Genomic DNA, 19,321 nt, shown 5'->3' on the forward strand with positions numbered 1-19,321 from the left:
AGCACGTCGGAATCGACCTTGTCACCCACCACGATTCCCAGTTTTTCGGTAATGCCGGCCTGCAGTTCCAGGGTGGCGCGCACGGGGCCATGGCTGCTGATACGGGCCAGGCTGAGCGGCACGGCATTCTCGACAATGGAGGAGATGCGGTTATCCGCCCCGATAAAGACGATATCGAGCGAGGCCTTGGTGTTCTCCATCCACATGTCGCTCTGGCGCGGATAGGACCATACGAAGATCATTCCGGCATCAGCCGGCACGGAAGGGCGAAACATTTCACCCACCTGCTGCTCACGCGGGGTCATGGCCTTTTCCACCGTGAACACATGTTTTGTGCCATCGGCGGTGGTGATGGTGAGCGGCACAGTGGGCAGCGGGGCCTGCGCGTGGGTAGGTTCACCCGTTTCCTCCGCCGCCATGGCGGGAACGGACACTGCGGCCATGCATGCGGCCAGGGCCAGCCACCGGCCCGCCTTGAAGGACATCATAAGCAAATACTCTCCTGCACCCTTTAAATTTATCCGTCAGGCCAGGAAAGGATTGCCCTTCCGCTCCGCGCCGATTGTCGTTGCGGGACCATGACCGGGCAGGATCGTGACATCATCATCCAATGTAAGCAATTCCCGCCCGATCGCATCAATCAACTGCGCGTGGTCGCCATAGGGGAAATCGGTCCGCCCCACGCCACCCTTGAACAGGGTATCGCCAACAAAGGCGAAGCGGGCAGCGGAATCATAAAACACGACATGGCCGGGCGTATGGCCAGGCACATGACGCACTTCAAAGCTGTGGCCCAGAGCCTCAAGCTTTTCGCCATGCTGCACAAAACGGTCGGGCTTTACATTCTCCAGCCCGGTCAGGCCAAACAGGGCAGCCTGCTGCACAATGGTTTCAAGCAGGGGCGCATCCGCCTTCTCCGGCCCCAGCACCGGCACGGGGGTACCCTGCCGGGCCGAGAGTTCGCGCCGCAGGGCATCGGCCCCGCCTGCGTGGTCAAGATGGCCGTGCGTGAGCCAGATGGCATCAACCGTCAGGGCCTTGTCCGTCAGGGCGGCCATGATGCGGGGCACGTCCCCGCCCGGATCGACCACGACCGCATGATGCGTATCGGGGTTCCACAGGATGGAGCAGTTCTGCCCGAATGCGGTCACGGGCACGACTTCGAGTGACAGGGGTGCTGGCATGATAAAAAGCCCTACAAACAAAAAATGCGCCCCACGTTACCGCGGGGCGCACCGTTACTGAACCATGGCTGCGGCTCAGCGCTCCTTGGCGAGCGGCCAGCCGGTGGCCGGAATATCGAAATGCGGGGCCAGCTTATTGTCCGGCGTGTTGGTCAGGTCATGCTCGAGCACCTTCACCACCAGCGGGCGGGCTTCCACGTCCAGATGCTCGCGGATCTGGTGCATCACCTCACCGGGGGCCGCCAGCGCAAGACCCGGCGCTTCCTTCGCGCGGACGGCCTTGTTCAGGAACTCGGCAATCACCTTGCCATAGGCACCGTTGCGCGGGGCGTCCATGCCCTTGGCGTCGTCGCTCTTGAGGTGAGTGAAGGTGGCCAGGCCGTGTTCGCCGTGCTTGAGAATGCGGGCGTGAATGCTATCGGCCACAACATACCAGACCGGATCGACATAGCTCATATAAAATACTCCATTTATGTATCAGGCCATCCTGTGGTGGCCCGCGTGTTGTTACACTACATGGGGTGTTCGGGCATGCATGTCCAGCGGGTGACAGGCGCGCATACGTGCTGATAAAGTAAAGCTGCCATGACAAAGCTTTCCTCTACGCCCGATCCGCTGGATCTCCTGATCGAATGGGCCCGGGCCGGACTGCCCTGCGCCCTTGCCACCGTTACCTCGACCTGGGGCAGTTCTCCCCGGCCTGCAGGCAGCATGATGGCCGTGTGCGAGAATGGTCGCATTGAAGGCTCGGTCAGCGGCGGCTGCGTGGAAGGCGCGGTCATAGAAGAAGCCACGACCGTCATGCGCACCGGCAGGCCCGCGCCCCTGTCCTATGGCGTATCGAGCGATGATGCCTGGGCGGTGGGGCTGGCCTGTGGCGGGCTGCTTGATGTGTATGTGGCCGCCATCAGTACCCCCACCCACCCGCAGGGCACGCTGCCGCTGGAAATGCTGGAAACCGTAGCCGAAAAGCGCCGCGCCCGCGTGCCCGTAATCATGGCGACCGAGTTTGCCACCGGCGCGTGCCGCCTGCTGTATGACACTACCCCTGCCACCCCCGCCACATCCACGGACCCTGAAGCCCGGCTGGTCGCCCGCGCGCGCGAAGTTTTTGAAACTGGTCGCAGCCTGAGGCTGGAAGATGAAGCGGGGCAGGCCACGTGGTTCCTGCATCTGGTGCCCATGCCGCCGCGCCTGCTGGTGGTGGGGGCGGTGCATATTGCGCAGGTGCTGGCCCCCATGGCGCAGAGCACCGGCTTCTCGGTCACGGTCATTGACCCGCGCACGCAACTGGCCACGCCAGAGCGCTTTCCCGGCATTACGCTGGATACCGACTGGCCGGATGAAGCCCTTGAGCGATTGGGCATCGATAACCAGACCGCCATCGTCACCCTGACGCATGATGCCAAGCTTGATGATCCGACGCTGCAATACGCCCTGGGCAGCGAGGCTTTCTATATAGGCGCGCTGGGCTCGCGCAAAACGCAGGCCTCACGCGTGGCCCGACTGCATGAGAGCGGCTTTGCCGCGGATCAGATCGCGCGCATTCACGGCCCCGTAGGGCTTGCCATTGGCGCGGTAGGGGCAGCGGAAATCGCGCTCTCGATCCTGGCCGAGATCGTGGCCGTGCGGCACAATAAGCCATTGGGGCGGATATCGGGCTGGGCGTGACAGCAGCACCCGGGCGCATCGCCGCCATCGTGCTGGCGGGGGGTACCTCAAGCCGCACAGCACCCGCGCACAAGCTGCTTGCCCCGGATGCCACCGGCCTGCCCATGATTGCCCGCACCCTGCGCGCGGCCACGGCCAGCCGGGCAGACCCGGTCATGGTTGTGCTTGGCCACCGGGAGGCCGAGATCCGGCAGGCGGCATTACAGGGGCCGCAACCGGAGCGGCCGCCCCATTTCATCATCGCAACCGACCATGCCCATGGCCTGTCACGCACGCTGGCGGCAGGCATGCACGCCATTACTGGCGACCCCACCATAACAGGCGCGCTGATCTGCCTCGGTGACATGCCGCTGGTCGGCACGGAATTGCTCGACCGCATGATGGCCACATTTCATGCCCATCCCGGCTGCCCCGGCGTGCTGGCCGTACATGAAGGCAGACGCGGCAATCCGGTGCTGTGGAGCCGCACTCTTTTCCCCGCCCTGATGGCGGGCCAGGGCGATAGGGGAGCCCGCCACCTGCTGGCGCAGCATGCCCCAGCCATGCCCCGCGTGGCGGCAGGTGAGGAAATTGCGGCGGATTTTGATACCCCGGCGCGACTGGCTGAATTCAGGCGCCTTTTCGGGGGGAGTTGACCTCAGCCCGGCCCGGCGCGAAGAGGAAAGGCAGCGCATGTGGCACGCCGCATGCCAACCAACCAACCAGGATCCATAACATGAGCAAGATCATTCGCACCGAGCCCAACCCCATCCTGTCCAAGGTGGTGGAGTATCATGGCTTCCTGTTCACGCAGGGATTCGTGGCGCGCGACCTGTCCGCCGACGTCACGGCCCAGACCAAGGACGTGCTGGCCCAGATTGACGAGGCGCTGGAACTGCATGGCACCGACAACACCCGCCTGCTGCAGGCCCAGATCTGGCTGAAGGACATCAATGACCGTGACGCGCTGAATGCCGTGTGGGGCCCCTGGCTGCCCAAGGGCGGCGCACCGGCCCGCGCCTGTGTCGAGGCCAAGATGGCGCACCCGGACGTGCTGGTCGAAATCATGATCATCGCCACCAAATAAGACCTCGGGGCAGCGGGAAAGGTGCCTGTGAAACATGTCACATTTTTGCAACTTTCCCGCTTTCCCAGAATCATTCTACTTCTGTTCTCCTCGCTGAAATCCTTGGAATAAGCGACGGTAAATCAGGGCATAAACAGTCCGAATAAAGAATATATTCCTATTTTTTTGATCTGATCGTGTTTTTGGGGGAAATATGCAATGTTGCTCTTCATCCTCCACAGCGCAGGCTTGTCAGACTTGCAATGGGCTTGCTACTCGATGAACGCGATGTGAGCGGATCATTTTGAGAATCACCCGGATGCGGTGGAGAGATTGCGAAAAATGCGGATCAGAAACATGAAGCGTGGCGTCCTGCTTTCCGTCCTTACGGCCACTTTCGGATTCATGTTTGCTGAACAGGGTCAGGCCCGTGCCGTACGGCATGTCAGCCATGTGCACCCGACCGCTGCGCATACCACCACCTCTCCCCATGCCACGGTGCGCCATGCTGCCTATCATGGCACCCATACCTATGAGCGCGGGCATGTCATCCAGTGCGTGGCGTTTGCCAAGGCGGCATCCGATGTCGAGATTCGCGGCAACGCGGTAGACTGGTGGTATAACGCTGCAGGCCGTTACGCCCGCGGCAACGCACCGGAGGAGGGCAGCGTGCTCAACTTCCGTGGCACGCGCCGCATGCCGCTTGGCCACGTGGCCGTGGTGCGTCAGGTGGTCAATAACCGCACCATCGTCATTGACCAGTCGCACTGGGGCCAGCGCGGCATCAGCCGCGATGTGCCGGTTATCGATGTTTCCCCCAACAATGACTGGTCCGCCGTGCGCGTGGCGCTTAACAGCCGCAACGGCGCATTCGGCAGCATTTACCCCACCTACGGCTTCATCTACGCCCGGCCTGACACTACCTCGCACATGATGCTGAGCACCTACCAGAAGGCCATGCATAATCCTGCCGTCATGGCGCAGGCACACAGCACCACCCGCCGCAACAGCACGGAAGTGGCGGAAGCGCCCGAGGGCATTGCAGGGCGTGGCTCCTCATCCCTCGCCTATTCGGATGACGCGCCCAACCGTTCGCTGCGCTAAAAAGCCCACGCGGCACCAGGCCTGTCCCCAGAAAGTTTTTGGTGAAGCTTTTTAAAAAAAAGCGGTGCCTCAGGTCATGTACGCCATTTCTTCATGACGACCATACAGGCAGCCTTCAGTCAGGGCGCCCCGCACGATGATAGGGATGCCCGGCTGAAATGGCGCGGGCACGATAAAGCTGCTCGGCCAGCATGCCACGCACGAGCATGTGCGGCCATGTCATCTTGCCAAGCGAGAGCGTATGGTCGGCACGCTGCACAACAGGGCCATCGAGCCCTTCCGCCCCACCAATGACAAAACACAGCGGCCTTGGTGTCTCGATCCACTGTTCAACCGCGCGGGAGAAGGCCACGCTGTCGTAGGTGCGGCCACCTTCATCCATGGCGACGACAATGGCGCGATCGGGCAGGGCTGACAGGATCGCCTGCCCTTCCCTGCGTTTGATCTCGTTGGGCGCACCGCGCCCTTCGGGCAGTTCAACCAACTTGATGCGAGGCGAAAGCCGGGTGGCGTAACGCTCGAACAGGTCGCGCTCCACCCGGTCCTTCATGCGGCCCACGGCAATCAGGTGAAACAAGGCTTACGCCACCGGGCCTGCGGGCGCCTCCGGCGGCACGTCGAGGTCATCGCCCCACATACGCTCCAGCCCATAAAGCGCACGGGCTTCAGCCTTGAACAGATGCACCACGATATCGCCTGCATCAAGCAGCACCCAGTCGGAGCCGGTTGCCCCTTCCGTGCGCACGCGCTTGAGCCCGGCCTCGCCAAGCTTGCGGTCGATATGCGCGGCCATGGCAGCAATCTGCCGGTCGGCAAGGCCGGTGGCGATCACCATGCGGTCAGCAAAGGAGGCGCGGCCTGTCAGATCGATCACCACGATATCCTCAGCCTTGTCATCTTCAAGACTGGTGGTGATGATCTCCAGAAACTGCTCCACGCGCGGGTCAGGCTCACGCGTTTCAGCAGGGGTTGGGCCTGCCACGGCAGCCTTCTTGCGCGGCGTGCCCGGCACCTGCACGGCACTGCCCAGTGAACCCGTGACGGCACGCGGCGCGGCATGGGGGCTGCCGGTACGGCGCTTGGCGCCACTCTCGGCTATAGGCTTTCTGGTTATGGCTGTTACTCCCGTCGGCGGCCATGCGCGGCCTGCGATGCACGTATTTCTGTAGCTGATATAGCGTTCTGCGGCGCGGGAAGAAAGACCCATGCGGGCGGCATGCATGTTGCCAGCGTTCCCGCCCTGCGCGCAGGCAGCCGCCAGCGCGCAAGCCTGCGGGCAATCTGGCCGTGCAATGCGGCAGGATTATAGCCAGGGCGCGGCAATACGGCGAAGGGGGTCATACGCACGATATCGCGCCACCGTCGCCACCGGTTCATCTGCGCCAGCCCATCCGCCCCCATCAGCCAGACGAAATGCACCTGCGGAAAAAGCTGCCGGAGCCGCGCCAGCGTATCGACCGTATAGCGGGTGCCAATGCGGCTTTCGATATCGGTGGCCACCAGCCGCCTGCCCGAAACACCATCAATGCGCGCCCGCACCCCTGCCAGCCGCTGCGCCAGGGGAGCCATGCCCGCCACCGGCTTGAGCGGATTGCCCGGCGAGACAAGGAACCATACCTGATCCAGCCCCAGTTGCCGCAACGCCCGGCAGGCAAGCTGCACATGGCCTTCATGCATCGGGTTGAACGAGCCACCGAGCAGGCCCACGCGCATGCGCCGCCCGTCCCCATGGGTCGGGATTACAGGCGCCATGCCACCGCGCACGGCCAGATCAGGGCCGGACCTGCCCCGTGCCGATCACCTCGTAGCGGAAGGTGGTGAGTTGCTCGAGCCCGACCGGACCACGGGCATGGAACCGCCCGGTGGCAATGCCGATCTCGGCCCCGAAGCCGAACTCGCCGCCATCACAGAACTGGGTGGAGGCATTCCACATCACCACCGCGCTATCCGTGCCGTTGAGGAAGGTGGTGGCCGCCTGCGCATCTTCCGTCACGATGGCTTCGGTATGGGCGCTGCCATAACGGGCGATATGGGCCAGCGCATCCTCGACGCCATCCACCACGCCCACCGAGAGCACGGCATCAAGCCATTCGGTGGCGAAATCCGCATCGGTAGCGGCAGGCAGGTCGGGAATGATTGCACGCGCGCGCTCATCGGCGCGGAAGGTGCAGCCACGGGTGGCCAGATCCTCGATCAGGCCGGGCAGGATCTTTGGCGCAATGGCCTGATCCACCAGCAGGGTCTCGGTGGCGCCACAGATGCCGGGACGGCGCAGCTTGGCGTTGAGCACGATGCGCCGCGCCATTTCCAGATCAGCCGCCGCATGCACATAGGTGTGGCAAAGCCCTTCGGCATGGGCCAGCACCGGCACGCGGGCCTCGGCACACACGCGCTCGACAAGCGACTTGCCGCCACGCGGAATGATGAGGTCGATCAGCCCGGCGGCACCGAGCATGGAGGCCACATGAGCACGATCGGCATCGGGGGGGATCTGCACGCATTCAACCGGCAGGCTGGCAGCCGCAAGCCCCGCCTGCATGGCCGTATGAATCACGCGCGCGCTGTTCAGGCTGTCTGACCCGCCGCGCAGGATCACGGCATTGCCGGACTTGATGCACAGCGCCGCCGCATCGGCCCCCACATTGGGGCGGCTTTCATAAATCATGCCAATCACGCCCACGGGCGTGGCCACCCGGCGGATGCGCAGCCCGTTGGGCCGGTCCCACTCCGCCATGATGTGACCCACGGGGTCCGGCAGGGCGGCAATCTGTTCAAGCCCCTGCGCCATGGCCTCGACCCGCTCGGGGTTGAGCGTCAGCCGGTCGCGGAATGAAGCCGCCCCGGTAAACGCCGCCACGTCACGCGCATTGGCCGCGAGCAGTTCCGGCTGGGCCGCGCGCAGGGCTGCGGCGGCGGCGGTCAAGGCCTTGTTGCGGGTTTCTGTCGTGCTGCGGGCCAGCACGCGGGCCGCCGTGCGGGCGGCGAGCGCCATGGTGCGGATCACGCCCGGCTGCGGTGCGTCGGCCCGCGCGGGGGTTGCAACAGCCTGGTCCATGATCCGTAACTCCCTGATCTATCCCTGAACGGGCACCGTGCCCGTATCAGACGTTAAAGCGGAACAGCAGGACATCACCATCCTGCACCACGTAATCCCGCCCTTCGATGCGCAGCTTGCCCGCCTCACGGGCACCCGCCTCGCCATTGCAGGCGATGTAATCATCATATGCAATGGTCTCGCACGCAATGAAGCCCCGCTCGAAATCATTATGGATGACGGCGGCGGCCTGCGGAGCCTTGGTGCCTTCGGTAATGGTCCAGGCCCGCGTCTCCTTCGGCCCTACGGTGAAGTAGGTGCTCAGGCCCAGCAGGCGGTAGCCTGCGGCAATGACGCGGTCGAGCCCGCTATCCTTCAGGCCAAGGCCTTCAAGGAACTCGACCCGGTCTTCAGCGCCCAGCTGGCTCACTTCGGCCTCGATCGCGGCGGAGACAACAACCATTGCCGCCCCTTCCTCTTCCGCCCGCTTGCGCACGCGCTCGGAAAATTCGTTGCCGGTGGCTGCCGAGGCTTCATCCACGTTGCACACATACAGCACGGGCTTCGAGGTCATGAGCTGCAGGCGGCGCACTGCCTCCTCCTGCCCCGCCGGGATTGCCTTGCGTGCGGGCAGGCCCTCACGCAGGGCTTCGATCAGCGGCTCCATCAGTTCAACCTGGGCTGCGGCCTCGCGGTCATTGCCGCGTGCCTTCTTCTGGAGCGCCACGATCCGCTTCTCCAGCGATTCGAGGTCGGCCAGCATCAGTTCGGTCTCGATGATCTCGGCATCGCGGATGGGGTCCACGCCACCTTCCACATGGGTGATGTCATCATCTTCAAAGCAGCGCAGCACGTGGATGATGGCATCCACCTCGCGGATATTGGCCAGGAACTGGTTGCCCAGTCCCTCCCCGCGCGAGGCACCGCGCACCAGGCCCGCGATATCGACGAATTCGAGGCTGGTGGGCAGGATCTTCTGTGATTTGCCAATCCGCGCCAGTTCCGCCAGCCGCGCATCGGGCACGGCCACGCGCCCGACATTGGGCTCGATGGTGCAGAACGGATAGTTCGCGGCCTGCGCCGACGCGGTCTCGGTCAGGGCGTTGAACAGGGTCGATTTGCCCACGTTGGGCAGGCCCACGATGCCACAGTTAAAGCCCATACGCCCTTACTCCCCGGCCTGCGCGGCCATTCTTGTCATGAACAGTTCCGGCCTGCCATCCGCCAGCAGCGTGGCTTCATCAGCCAGCGTATCAAGCATCGGGTCCAGCCACTCGCGGTCCGTGCGGGAAAAATCGCCCAGCACATGGCCCGTCACACGCTCGCGGCTGCCGGGATGCCCGATGCCAAGCCGCACGCGCCAGTATTCTTTCGTGCCCAGCATGCGATCCATCGACCGCAGGCCGTTATGCCCCGCCGCCCCGCCGCCACGCTTGACGCGGATGCGGCCCGGCTCGAGGTCAAGTTCGTCATGGAAGGCGGTAATGGCCTCGGCGGGCAGTTTGTAGAAGGCTGCCGCCTGCTGAACGCTCTCGCCCGAGAGGTTCATGTAGGTCATGGGCTTGAGCAGCAGCACCTTGTGCCGCCCCACCATGCCTTCGGCAATCTCGCCACGGAAGCGCTTGCGCCACGGGCCGAACCCGTGGCGCTGCGCAATCCGGTCCACCGCCATGAAGCCGACATTGTGACGATTCCGGCTCATCCCCGTCTCGGGATTACCAAGACCGGTCCAGAGCAACATCGTTCAGTCTCCTGTAAGGCGTTTCGTGGCGGTGGGTGGGCAATCAGCCCTCGGCTGCGCCTTCGGCGGCCTCGGCTGCTTCGGGCTCTTCATCAACGCTCGGCGGTGCCACGTTGGCGATGACGAAGTTGTTGTCCTGCAGCACGGGGGTCACTTTTTCGGTGCCCTTGAGGTCTTCCCAGCGCACGTTGTCGTGGAAGTCGAGCTTGGAAAGGTCGGCGGTGAAGAATTCCGGGATATCGGCCGGATCAACCACCACATCAACCGTGTGGCGGACGATGTTCATCACGCCACCGCGCTTGACACCCGGCGAAACCTCTTCACCCGTGAAGCGGATTTCCACTTCCACATGCACCTTGTGGCCAGCGGCGAGGCGCTGATAATCCACATGGATCGGGGCATCGGTTACGGGGTGCAGCTGGATCTCGCGCAGCAGGGCGTGCACGGAAGCACCACCTTCAACGGAGATGTCATAGATGCGCGAACGCCAGCCGGACTTATGCAGCTCACGGTGCACGATGCGGGGGTCAAGCGCGATCAGGATGGGTTCCTGGCCGCCGCCATAGATCACGCCGGGCACGTGGCCGGCACGCCTCGTTGCACGCGCTGCCCCCTTACCAGCCTTCGCGCGCGAAGAGACTTCGATTTTGGTGAATTTGGTCACTTGTCTGCTCCTGAAACACAAGCGCGCGGGCCTCCAGGGGTGCCAGCGCGTGCGCGGCCTTTAACGGAAAACCACGCCTTATGCAATCACCAAGCCCCGACAGCCCCGGTTTTTCAGGAAAGCGCGGTGAGACTCCACACCGGCGTCGCCCCCGGCTCGGCCCACATGGGAGTGGCATTGGGCAGGCGCACGTTGGGCTTGAGGTGCATGGCCGCGCGCAGGGCGCGGAACATCGCGCCATGGCACACGATCAGCGGCACGCCATCTTGCTCAAGCGCACGATTGACCGCCGAGACCGCGCGCTCGCGCAGGTCGGCAAAGCTTTCGCCATCAGGGGGGGTATACTCGCCTGCAATCCAGCTGTCGTACCACGAGCCCATCGGCTTGCCTTCTTCCGACCCGAAGCAGACTTCCTTCAGCCCGTCATCAAGGGCGACCTCAAGGCGGGGGGCACCATTGGCTGCAAGCTGGTCGGCCACGATCTCGGCCGTGCGCCGCGCGCGCACCAAGGGAGATGCGACAATGCGCACGATCGGCGCATGATCGCGCCAGTGCCGCGCCAGTAGCAGGCCCGCCGCCTCGGCCTGGGCAATGCCCGTGGCGTTGAGCGGAATATCGGTGCGCCCCTGCGAGCGCCCCTGCGCATTCCAGTCCGTTTCCCCATGGCGCAGGTACCAGTATGGCCGGGTAATCAGGTCAGTCATGCGTCGTTCCTTCACTCTACTACGCCCTTGGGGGTAGCGCCGTGCGGGCGGGGCGGTCAATCCCGCGCCCTGCCTCAAAGCGTTCAGTCGAACAGCGAGGAGACCGAGCTTTCATCCGAGATGGCCTGCATGGCGCGTGAAATCAGGGCCGCCGTGCTGATCTGGCGGATATTGGCTGCATCCTTTACGGCCTCGGTGGCCTTGATGCTGTCGGTCAGGGTCAGCATGCCCAGCGGGGATTGCCCCACGCGGCTGACCGCGCTGCCAGTCAGCACGCCGTGGGTCACATATGCCTCGACTGCGGCGGCCCCATGCTTCATCAGCGCTTCGGCCGCGTTGCACAGCGAGCCGCCGCTATCGACGATATCATCGACCAGAATGCAGTAGCGGCCCCGCACGTCGCCAATCACGTTCATCACCTCCGACACGCCCGCGCGCTCGCGGCGCTTGTCGATGATGGCGAGGTCCACGTTCAGCCGCTGCGCGAGCTGGCGGGCGCGCACCACGCCCCCCACATCGGGCGAGACGATCATGAGGTTGTGCGGGCCGCCGGGAATGTCCATGGGCGGCGCGTCATAGGGCAGCGGGGGCTCGCCCTCAAGCTTCATGCGGCCACGGATGTCACGCGTGAACAGGGGGGCTGCATAGAGGTTATCAACGGGGATATCGAAGAAGCCCTGGATCTGCATGGCGTGCAGGTCCATGGTGAGCACGCGGTTGGCGCCCGCCTCCACCAGAATGTTGGCCACGAGCTTGGCGCTGATGGGCGTGCGCGGGCCGGATTTGCGATCCTGCCGCGCATAACCGAAATACGGCATGACCGCCGTGATGCGCCGCGCCGAGCCCCGTCGCAGGGCATCGAGCATGATCAGCAGTTCCATGAGGTTATCATTGGTGGGCGAGCAGGTGCTCTGGATGACGAACACATCCTCGCCACGCACGTTCTCATGAATCTCGACAAAAATTTCCATGTCGGCAAAACGCCGCACGGTCGCGTTGCAGAGCGGTAGCCCCAGTTCCGCCGCAACTTTCTCGGCGAGAGGCAGGTTGCTGTTACAGGCGACAATCTTCATCGTGTGACGCTCCCGGGCGGCGGTAGAGGCGCTGGAGGGCGGTTTTTTTCCGCCCCCGTTGTGTATGTGCGGCGTTCTATCAACCGGCACATGGCCTGTCACCTGCCTAAGGGTATGCAAACCTGCACGTCTGCCCCCCGTTGCCGATCCGTCACACCCTTATGGACCGCCAGGCAGGAAGGCGGCTTTTTTCCACAAGCTGCACCAGAACACCGCCTTTTTGGAAAAAGGCGGCACCAAAAAACGTTTATTATTCTTTATCAGGGCTCTGTTTTTAAAGATTCATTCAAGATCACGGCTGTGCGGGAGCAGCGGGGGATGCGCTGACTGCGGAGGCCGGAGCAGGCGCGCTGCCCGGCGTGGGCAGGGTGCCATCGGCGGCAAGCGGCGCGTTTTCCCGGCCGGAATAACGGGTGATGATCTGCCGCACGGCCCCGGCTGCCTCATCGGCGGCGGCCACGGCCACATCGCCCCAGCGGGAATCCAGCGAATGGGCCGCGATATCATGAATCTGGGTGGCGGCCCCTGCTTCATTCCCCTGCGCGTCGAGCACCTTCCATGTCAGCACGATATGCTGCTGGGGTGTCGTCGAGGTGGTGGTGACCGCATCATTGAGCACCACAGTGCAGCGCACGGTGTAATCCGCGCCGGTGGCCGTATGCCGCAGGTCTTCATGCGCATCGGGGAAAGCAGCGGTAAAGGCACGGGCCAGCGCGTGGTCACCATCGCCCGGCGCACCCTGCACGCCCGCGAAATAGACATGGGCGGGGCGGTTCTTGAGGCTGTTGGGGTCTTTTTGCATCTGGGCGGCCTGGATGCCGGTCAGCAGTTCGGCAACGCCGGGGGCCACCTCCTGCGCCGAGCGGGTCTCGGCCTGCCCGTCCGCCGCCTGCCATTGCGCCGCAGGCACCGCGGCACCGCTCATATGGCCGCGTTCCTCGCCCTTGGGGGTCATGACGGCATAGGTGGGAATGACCGTGCCATCCTGCGCCGTGGTGGTCATTTTCAGCCACCAGTCACCGGGCTTGACCGGCTGGCCCATGGCGGGCACCGACTGCGCGAGCATGGCCTCGACCATGGCATGCTGCCAGGCCTGCGTGCCGGCCTCATCCGTGCCTGATGCGGTGGAAACCGGCACGGCCAGCCGCGCGGTGGGGGGCTGCGCGCCGGAGCCATCATGGCGGAAGGGATGCGGCACATCCACGCAGCCACCCAGCAGGGAAAGCCCCACAAGGGCCGCGAGCGTGCCCGACCGGTGGGCAAAAATGTCTGACATCATGGCACCCCTTATACCGCCCGGCAGGCGATAACGGAAATCTGGTGCCCGATCGGCCCGCCGCCTGCCAGCGTGCGGCGCCGATGGCTGAAAAACCGCACATCATCACGCAGGGTATCGAGGCCGAGCGCCATGGCGGACCCTACCGTGCACCGTTCAAGGCGCATGACGCAGTAACCCGGCAGGTCAAACATGAAATGCCCCGCCCGCACAGCCGGACTGAAAAACGCGCCTGCCTCCGCATCACAGGCCAGCACGGCATCGCGCATGTCTGGCCCGACCTCGTAGCTGGCCGGTGCGATACACGGGCCGACGACAGCGGTGATCTCACCGGCCGCGCAGCCCAGCGCGCCCATCGCCGCCACCGTGGCCTCGATAATGCCGCCACACGCCCCCCGCCAGCCGGCATGGGCCGCGCCCACCACCGTGCCCTGCGCATTGCTGAACAGAACCGGCGCGCAGTCAGCCGTAATCACGCCCAGCGCCAGACCGGGCGTGGCCGTGACCAGAGCGTCCCCCTCCGGCCCGGCACCTGTTGGCCAGGGGGCAGTTACCGTCATTACGCGGTCGCCATGCACCTGGGTCAGGCCCAGCAGGCAGTCGGGCGAAACCCCGACATACTGCGCCACGCGGCGGCGGTTTTCACGTAAGGCGCGCGGATCATCCGCCGAGCGGGTCGAGCAGTTGAGCGTGGCATACGGCCCGGTGGAGACCCCGCCAAGGCGGGTGAAGAATCCATGCCGCACGCTTTCAAGGGCCGGGGCCCGCACCACCTGCGCATCCGTAATTGCGCTATCTGTCATCAGTGTTTCCCCTCATCCCGTAGCGGACAAATTTATAGAAGTTTTTGGGCGCCGTTTTTTTTAAAAGGCCGCGTTCTTCGAAGCTTTAAAAAAAAGCTTCACCAAAAAATTCCTTATGCTGACTGCGGTGCACCACTTCCACGCACTCCCGCAAAACCCGGCAACAGGCCCGTCATGCCCACCGACAGCCCCAGCACGCGAAACAGCCGCCCCATCTGCTCAGGCGCTGCCAGCCGCCGCGCGGCCGCCCTGATGTCGTGCGCCTGGTCGGGAGCCGCGCGGGCAAGCTGCTCGCAGCGCGCGCCCAGCCCGAGTGCACCCAAAAAATCGCCCTGCTTCACGCTGCCCCACACATCCACCCCGCCTGCCGCCTGTGCCATGCTGGCAAAATCGACATGAGCAGTCAGGTCCGCCGTGCCGGGATCACATAACGGATCAACCGGTTGGCCTGCCCGTAGCGCCTGCAGGCTGTCGCCCCAGGCCGGGGCATCGTAACCGTAATCAATCAGCAGCGCCGCCCCGCGCCCGCGTTGCAGACGGGCGGCAAGCGTGCTGACAAAATCGAGCGCGGGCTGGCAGGTTTCCAGCACGTCTCCCTCAGGAACAGACCGCGCCAGAGCCGGGTGGCCAGGAGGCAGAACAGCCGCCTGCTCTACAAAGCGCCCCGCCTGCACAAAGCGCTCCGCCCAGCCCTGCCCATGGCGCACAAACTGGCGGATGGGCAGCGCATCGACAAACTCGTTGCCCAGCAGGATGAACGGCCCCTCGGGCAGGCTGGCAAGACCGTCATGCCAGTTGACAGGGGTTGGCGTGGCATCCTTCAAAGCCACTTTCTGGCAGGCTCGCAGGCGGGGCGAGGTCTCGATCAGGTGCACCCGTGCTGCCGCATGGCAGGCAGGGGCCACCCGGCGCAGCAGGCGCAGGGCATCGGCCATGAGCGTGCCCCGGCCCGGCCCCGCCTCAGCCAGCACGAAAGGAGCGGGGCGGCCAAGCTGCTCCCACACCACGGCCACCCATGCGCCCAGCAGTTCACCGAACATCTGCGAGATTTCGGGCGATGTAATGAAATCGGCAAACGGGTCGCGGCCTGCATAATAGGCCGCGTTGGCCCGCGCCATGAAGTGGTCCAGCCGTTCGGGCTGCCCGGTCATGCCTTGCCCTCGGCGGCCTCTTCCGCCGGTTCTGCCATCACTACGGTGCGCGCGGGGCGCATACAGGCATTGAGCATAAGCCCCAGCCCGCCAATGGCCATGGGCACGCACAAAACCTGCCCCATGGTCACGCCAAAGGGCAGGAAGCCGATAAACGCATCGGGCTCACGGAAGCATTCGCACACCGTGCGCGCCACCGCGTAGCCAAACAGGAACAGCCCTGCGATGAAGCCGGGATGCTGGCGCACCTTCAGGCTGCGCGAGACGCACCACAGCAGGGTGAACAGCAAAAGCCCTTCGGCAAAGGCTTCATACAGTTCGGATGGATGGCGCGGCTCCGGCCCGGCATCGGGAAAGATCATGGCCCAGGGCAGCGAGGGCGAGGCAGGCCTGCCCCATAATTCGCCATTGATGAAGTTGGCGATGCGCCCCAGCCCCAGCCCGATGGGCACCACCGTGGTGATCCGGTCGGAAAAGGCAAGGAAGCTCAGCCCGTTGAGCCGCGTAAACGCGATCAGCGCAATGATCACGCCCGCAGCGCCACCATGAAACGACATGCCTCCATGCCATACCTGCAAAATGGCCAGCGGGTGCGTGAGGTAATAGCCAGGCTGATAGAACAGGATATAGCCCAGCCGCCCACCCAGCACCACGCCCAGCGTGGCCCATGTCAGGAAGTCATCGACCTGCAGCGCCGTGGCGGCCCGGGGGGGCAGGGCCGCGAGGCGGCGGGCAATGCGCCACCCCGCCACCAGGGCCACGATATAGGCCATGGCGTACCAGCGTATGGCGAACGGCCCGAAATGGACCATTACCGGATCAAACTGCGGAAAGACCAGAACAGGCAGCATGGGCCGACTTTCAGTAATCAGGAAGGAAGCAGGGGCAGCGCCCGATGCCTAGAGATAGGGATCAGGGGTGGCAAGATAGTCGTGCACGTAACGCCGCACGCCATCCTCCAGCGTGGTGAAGGGGTGGCTGTAACCCGCCGCCCGCAGCCTGCGCATGTCGGCACAGGTAAAGGACTGGTACTGCCCGCGCAGGGATTGCGGCATGTCGATGAACTCGATCCTGGGTGCCAAGCCCGCTGCATCGCACACCGCATGCGCAAGGTCGGCATAAGTGCGCGCAATGCCGGTGCCGCAGTTGAACAGCCCGCACACATTCGTATGGTCCAGCAGCCACAGCATGACATTGACCACATCACCCACCCAGATGAAGTCACGCGCCTGCGCGCCATCGGCCAGGCCCGGCACGTCGGAGCGGAACAGCGTGAGCGGCCCGCCTGCCCGCGCCTCGTCATACTTGACCTTCACCACCGAGATCATGCGCCCCTTGTGGTACTCGTTGGGGCCATAGACATTGAAGAACTTCAGCCCCGCCCATGACAGGCCTGAAAGTTCGCCACGCGCCAGCCGGCGTTGCAAGATCTGGTCAAACGCCTGCTTGGACCAGCCATACAGGTTGAGCGGGTTGAGCCTGTCCAGCCCCGCCGGGTCATCGCTGAACTGCTCGACCCTGTCCGCAGCCCCATAGGTCGCGGCCGATGAGGCATAGATGAAGCGCACCCCCTCATGCGCGCACCACTGGGCCAGCCGGCATGACAGGTCGACATTGGTGCGCCACACAAGATCGCCATCGCTTGCCGTCGTCTCGCTGATTGCACCGAGATGCACCACCGCCGACACATCGGGCCGGGTGGCCAGCCACGCATCAAGCGCCTCAGGCGCCACGATCTGCACGGGGGCATGGTGGCGCAGGTTGCGCCATTTGCCAGCGCTGCCCAGCCAGTCCACCACCACCGTGTCGACCCCGCGCGCGTGCAGGGCCTGCTGCATGCACGAACCGATAAAGCCCGCGCCCCCGGTAATCACGATCACTGCTCCGCACCCCGCTGCTGCCTGCACATTGATTGCGGCACCGAAGGCCGCCACAATCGTGCGGATAGCCCTGAGGCGGCAATGTGTCTATAGTAGCGCCTTTCCCCTTCGCGCGGCAGCCGGGTCACGGTGGCGGCGCGGAACGTCATGGAGTATCCACTATGTCCGACAGGCCCCGCATTTTTGATGACCTTGCCGGTGTGGCCGGCGGCGCGTTCTCGGCACTTGCTGGCGTGCGCGAGGAAATCGGCGCCATGGTCCGTGCCCGCGTGGATGAAACACTCGGCAGCCTGAACCTCGTGCGCCGCGATGAATTTGAAGTGGTGCGTGAAGTCGCGACCCGCGCGCGCCTGGCACAGGGCGAGATGGAAAACCGCATCGCCCGCCTTGAAGAGCGCGTCTCCGATCTTGAAGCCAGCATGACTTCCCCCACCCCCCATACTGGCGGCTGAGCACGAGGCTTGCAGCCAATGCCTGTGGGCCATAGTGTAACGGGACGGTCCGCGCCCTGATTCCCCGCAACAGGACACGGACCGGGTTGCAGAGACACGGAATCCGGCATCATGCCCGGATCTCCTCCACGACGGCTTCGGGGAGTGCCACATGCCTGCTCTGACTCAGATCACGACCTCTCGTAATACAAACCCGCTCGACCAGATGGAACAGATCGTGGGCGGGTACGACTGGAATTTCGAGCGCCGCAGCGATTCGGAAATGGCAGCCGAGGCACCGGGCAAATGGTGCGATTACGGCCTGTTCTTCTGCTGGTCGGAAGAGGTGAACGCCATGCACTTCACCTGCACGTTCGACCTCAAGGTGCCGCCCGAGCAGCGCCGCAACCTGTTTGAACTCGTGGCACTGGCCAATGAGCGGCTGTGGATCGGCCATTTCGGCATGGATCTTGAGCACGGCACGCCCGTGTTCCGCCATGCGGTGCTGCTGCGCGGCTCGCGCGGGGCCTCGATGGAAAGCCTTGAGGACATGATCGATATCGCGCTGACGGAATGCGAGCGCTTCTATCCCGCCTTCCAGTTCGTGCTGTGGGGCGGCAAAAAACCGGCGGAAGCGCTCGAGGCCGCCATGCTTGACTGCGCGGGGATGGCATAATGAGCGAACTCCTTCCGCCGCTGCTGCTCGTGGGATGCGGCAAGATGGGGGGTGCGATGCTCGACGGCTGGCTGAAGGAGGGGCTCGCCCCTTCCTTCATCGTTGATCGCCATCGCGACTCGGTGCCGCCGCCGCATCAGCTCGTACGCAGCATTGATGCGATTCCCGCCAGTTTCCGCCCCGGCATGATCGTGCTGGCCACAAAACCGCAGAAGGTGGATGCGGCGGTGCCCGCTCTTGCGCCCTTTGCCGCCCACGCCCCCGTGCTGTCCGTGCTGGCAGGCCGCACGGTGGAGAGCCTGGCTTCGGCACTGAGCGCCTGCCTGCCCGCAGGCAGCCCGCCCCCTGCCGTGATCCGCGCCATGCCCAACACGCCCAGCGCCATCGGGCAGGGCATGACGGTATGCTATGCCCCGCCCCCCGCCACCGCAGCCGATCGCAGGCTGTGCGCGCGCCTGATGAGTGCCGTGGGCGAAGTGGCCTGGATTGACCATGAAGACCAGATGGACATGGTCACCGCCATTTCAGGCAGTGGCCCGGCCTATGTGTTCCTGCTGGCCGAACTGCTCGAGCAGGTAGGAATCGACCATGGCCTGCCTGCCCCCCTTGCCCGCCAGATCGCGCGCCAGACGGTGGCAGGCTCCGGCGCGCTCATGCAGGCCAGCGGGCTTGATGCCGCTACCCTGCGCCAGAACGTGACCAGCCCCGGCGGCACCACGCAGGCCGCCCTTGCGGTGCTGATGGCGCCCGATGCCTGGCCCGCCACGCTCGATACCGCCCTTGCCGCCGCCGCGAGGCGCGCGCGCGAACTGTCAGGCCCGCAGCCCGTTTCATGACACAGCGGCAGCATGCGGCCCCCATTTCCATCCCTAACCCGGAAGATC

24 protein-coding genes (1 of these 24 cut by a window edge) are annotated in these 19,321 nt (G+C 64.6%); 7 read left to right on the forward strand and 17 right to left on the reverse strand.

Going from position 1 to position 19,321, the window contains the following annotated elements:
• The 3 genes from FMA36_RS03760 to FMA36_RS03770 form a co-directional block, all read right to left on the reverse strand.
• Window positions 1–488, reverse strand: the 5' portion of a protein-coding gene (locus FMA36_RS03760) for a DUF192 domain-containing protein (protein ID WP_159260936.1). The gene continues 25 nt to the left of window position 1, outside the view; the window shows 488 of its 513 coding nt (coding positions 1–488); the start codon lies at window positions 486–488; its stop codon lies off the left edge, out of view.
• Between the two features lie 36 nt (window positions 489–524).
• Window positions 525–1,184: an MBL fold metallo-hydrolase gene (locus FMA36_RS03765; protein WP_159260938.1), complete on the reverse strand. Its 660-nt coding sequence runs from the start codon at window positions 1,182–1,184 to the stop codon at window positions 525–527.
• Window positions 1,185–1,259: 75 nt separating this feature from the next.
• On the reverse strand, window positions 1,260–1,640 hold the full coding sequence (locus FMA36_RS03770) for a host attachment protein (RefSeq protein WP_159260941.1): 381 nt from the start codon (window positions 1,638–1,640) through the stop codon (window positions 1,260–1,262).
• 129 nt (window positions 1,641–1,769) lie between these two features.
• Between FMA36_RS03770 and FMA36_RS03775 the strand changes: the two genes are divergently transcribed.
• From FMA36_RS03775 to FMA36_RS03790, 4 genes are all read left to right on the forward strand, one after another.
• Window positions 1,770–2,855 carry an XdhC family protein gene (locus FMA36_RS03775; protein ID WP_159260943.1) on the forward strand — a complete coding sequence of 362 codons (1,086 nt, stop codon included), beginning with the start codon at window positions 1,770–1,772 and terminating at the stop codon, window positions 2,853–2,855.
• Window positions 2,852–3,490: a nucleotidyltransferase family protein gene (locus FMA36_RS03780; protein ID WP_159260945.1), complete on the forward strand. Its 639-nt coding sequence runs from the start codon at window positions 2,852–2,854 to the stop codon at window positions 3,488–3,490. Before FMA36_RS03775 ends, FMA36_RS03780 begins: the two co-directional genes overlap by 4 nt.
• 80 nt (window positions 3,491–3,570) lie before the next feature.
• A complete protein-coding gene (locus FMA36_RS03785; protein WP_159260947.1) occupies window positions 3,571–3,921 on the forward strand; it encodes a RidA family protein in 351 nt (116 codons plus the stop codon).
• 336 nt (window positions 3,922–4,257) lie between these two features.
• On the forward strand, window positions 4,258–5,004 hold the full coding sequence (locus FMA36_RS03790) for a CHAP domain-containing protein (protein ID WP_240906467.1): 747 nt from the start codon (window positions 4,258–4,260) through the stop codon (window positions 5,002–5,004).
• Between the two features lie 115 nt (window positions 5,005–5,119).
• Here FMA36_RS03790 and FMA36_RS03795 read toward each other — a convergent pair whose 3' ends face one another.
• From FMA36_RS03795 to rfaD, 14 genes are all read right to left on the reverse strand, one after another.
• Window positions 5,120–5,581 (reverse strand): 23S rRNA (pseudouridine(1915)-N(3))-methyltransferase RlmH, encoded by a 462-nt coding sequence (locus FMA36_RS03795; RefSeq protein WP_159260950.1) that lies wholly within the window; start codon window positions 5,579–5,581, stop codon window positions 5,120–5,122.
• Between the two features lie 3 nt (window positions 5,582–5,584).
• Window positions 5,585–6,034, reverse strand: coding sequence for a ribosome silencing factor (gene rsfS / locus FMA36_RS03800; RefSeq protein WP_159263575.1), 450 nt, complete (start codon window positions 6,032–6,034; stop codon window positions 5,585–5,587).
• Window positions 6,035–6,123: 89 nt separating this feature from the next.
• On the reverse strand, window positions 6,124–6,756 hold the full coding sequence (locus FMA36_RS03805; RefSeq protein WP_159260953.1) for a nicotinate-nucleotide adenylyltransferase: 633 nt from the start codon (window positions 6,754–6,756) through the stop codon (window positions 6,124–6,126).
• A gap of 19 nt (window positions 6,757–6,775) precedes the next feature.
• The gene (locus FMA36_RS03810) at window positions 6,776–8,059 is read right to left on the reverse strand and encodes a glutamate-5-semialdehyde dehydrogenase (protein WP_159260955.1); all 1,284 of its coding nucleotides are present in this window, start codon (window positions 8,057–8,059) and stop codon (window positions 6,776–6,778) included.
• Window positions 8,060–8,105: 46 nt separating this feature from the next.
• Window positions 8,106–9,200, reverse strand: a complete 1,095-nt coding sequence (ychF, locus tag FMA36_RS03815; RefSeq protein WP_159260956.1) for a redox-regulated ATPase YchF — start codon at window positions 9,198–9,200, stop codon at window positions 8,106–8,108.
• A gap of 6 nt (window positions 9,201–9,206) precedes the next feature.
• Window positions 9,207–9,779 carry an aminoacyl-tRNA hydrolase gene (gene pth / locus FMA36_RS03820; protein WP_159260958.1) on the reverse strand — a complete coding sequence of 191 codons (573 nt, stop codon included), beginning with the start codon at window positions 9,777–9,779 and terminating at the stop codon, window positions 9,207–9,209.
• A gap of 43 nt (window positions 9,780–9,822) precedes the next feature.
• Window positions 9,823–10,443: a 50S ribosomal protein L25/general stress protein Ctc gene (locus FMA36_RS03825; protein ID WP_159260960.1), complete on the reverse strand. Its 621-nt coding sequence runs from the start codon at window positions 10,441–10,443 to the stop codon at window positions 9,823–9,825.
• Between the two features lie 113 nt (window positions 10,444–10,556).
• Window positions 10,557–11,147, reverse strand: coding sequence for a histidine phosphatase family protein (locus FMA36_RS03830; protein ID WP_159260962.1), 591 nt, complete (start codon window positions 11,145–11,147; stop codon window positions 10,557–10,559).
• Between the two features lie 83 nt (window positions 11,148–11,230).
• Entirely contained in the window at window positions 11,231–12,220 is a 990-nt protein-coding gene (locus tag FMA36_RS03835; RefSeq protein ID WP_159260964.1) for a ribose-phosphate pyrophosphokinase, read from the reverse strand.
• A gap of 292 nt (window positions 12,221–12,512) precedes the next feature.
• A complete protein-coding gene (locus FMA36_RS03840; protein ID WP_240906468.1) occupies window positions 12,513–13,499 on the reverse strand; it encodes a hypothetical protein in 987 nt (328 codons plus the stop codon).
• A gap of 8 nt (window positions 13,500–13,507) precedes the next feature.
• Entirely contained in the window at window positions 13,508–14,299 is a 792-nt protein-coding gene (gene pgeF / locus FMA36_RS03845) for a peptidoglycan editing factor PgeF (RefSeq protein ID WP_159260966.1), read from the reverse strand.
• Window positions 14,300–14,412: 113 nt separating this feature from the next.
• On the reverse strand, window positions 14,413–15,450 hold the full coding sequence (locus tag FMA36_RS03850; protein ID WP_159260968.1) for a class I SAM-dependent methyltransferase: 1,038 nt from the start codon (window positions 15,448–15,450) through the stop codon (window positions 14,413–14,415).
• Window positions 15,447–16,301, reverse strand: coding sequence for a prolipoprotein diacylglyceryl transferase (gene lgt, locus FMA36_RS03855; RefSeq protein ID WP_159260970.1), 855 nt, complete (start codon window positions 16,299–16,301; stop codon window positions 15,447–15,449). Before lgt ends, FMA36_RS03850 begins: the two co-directional genes overlap by 4 nt.
• Window positions 16,302–16,349: 48 nt before the next feature.
• Entirely contained in the window at window positions 16,350–17,330 is a 981-nt protein-coding gene (gene rfaD / locus FMA36_RS03860; protein WP_159263579.1) for an ADP-glyceromanno-heptose 6-epimerase, read from the reverse strand.
• Window positions 17,331–17,491: 161 nt separating this feature from the next.
• Between rfaD and FMA36_RS03865 the strand changes: the two genes are divergently transcribed.
• The 3 genes from FMA36_RS03865 (at window position 17,492) to proC (ending at window position 19,273) form a co-directional block, all read left to right on the forward strand.
• The gene (locus FMA36_RS03865; protein ID WP_159260973.1) at window positions 17,492–17,782 is read left to right on the forward strand and encodes an accessory factor UbiK family protein; all 291 of its coding nucleotides are present in this window, start codon (window positions 17,492–17,494) and stop codon (window positions 17,780–17,782) included.
• A gap of 151 nt (window positions 17,783–17,933) precedes the next feature.
• Window positions 17,934–18,437 (forward strand): type III secretion system chaperone family protein, encoded by a 504-nt coding sequence (locus FMA36_RS03870; protein WP_110569906.1) that lies wholly within the window; start codon window positions 17,934–17,936, stop codon window positions 18,435–18,437.
• Window positions 18,437–19,273 carry a pyrroline-5-carboxylate reductase gene (proC, locus tag FMA36_RS03875; protein WP_159260975.1) on the forward strand — a complete coding sequence of 279 codons (837 nt, stop codon included), beginning with the start codon at window positions 18,437–18,439 and terminating at the stop codon, window positions 19,271–19,273. The genes FMA36_RS03870 and proC overlap by 1 nt, the downstream gene beginning before the upstream one ends.
• Window positions 19,274–19,321 lie beyond the last annotated feature (48 nt).

Origin of the sequence: Komagataeibacter xylinus (genome assembly GCF_009834365.1) — a bacterium.
Taxonomy (GTDB): Bacteria; Pseudomonadota; Alphaproteobacteria; order Acetobacterales; family Acetobacteraceae; genus Komagataeibacter; species Komagataeibacter xylinus_D.